This is a genomic window from Pseudomonas sp. SIMBA_067 (genome assembly GCF_046534675.1).
In the GTDB taxonomy this organism is placed as follows: domain Bacteria; phylum Pseudomonadota; class Gammaproteobacteria; order Pseudomonadales; family Pseudomonadaceae; genus Aquipseudomonas; species Aquipseudomonas putida.
In genome coordinates, this window is record NZ_JAWRYH010001324.1 from 1 (window position 1) to 237 (window position 237).

The 237-nt window shown below is 68.8% G+C and carries 1 protein-coding gene; it reads right to left on the reverse strand.

Annotation, left to right across the window (positions count from 1 at the left end):
* On the reverse strand, positions 1 to 237 hold a 237-nt coding region (locus tag SB765_RS33630), incomplete at both ends, for a prephenate dehydrogenase/arogenate dehydrogenase family protein (RefSeq protein ID WP_410933034.1).

The following is a 237-nucleotide window of genomic DNA, read 5'->3' on the forward strand; positions in this document are numbered from 1 at the left end:
CCAGCACTTCATCATGGCGCTCGACCGACATGTGCTCCACATCGGCATCCAGCGCACGCCACAGGCGGTCGACCAGCGCTAGCGCGGCAGGATCGGTTTCGGCCAGCGGCGTGAGGATGACCTTGTGACGGCGGAACAGGGCAGCGTTGGAGGCCTCTACCCCGCTCTGCTCGGAACCGGCGATGGGGTGGCCGGGGACGAAGCGCGGCAAGCGCTGCCCGAAGACGACGCGCGCCT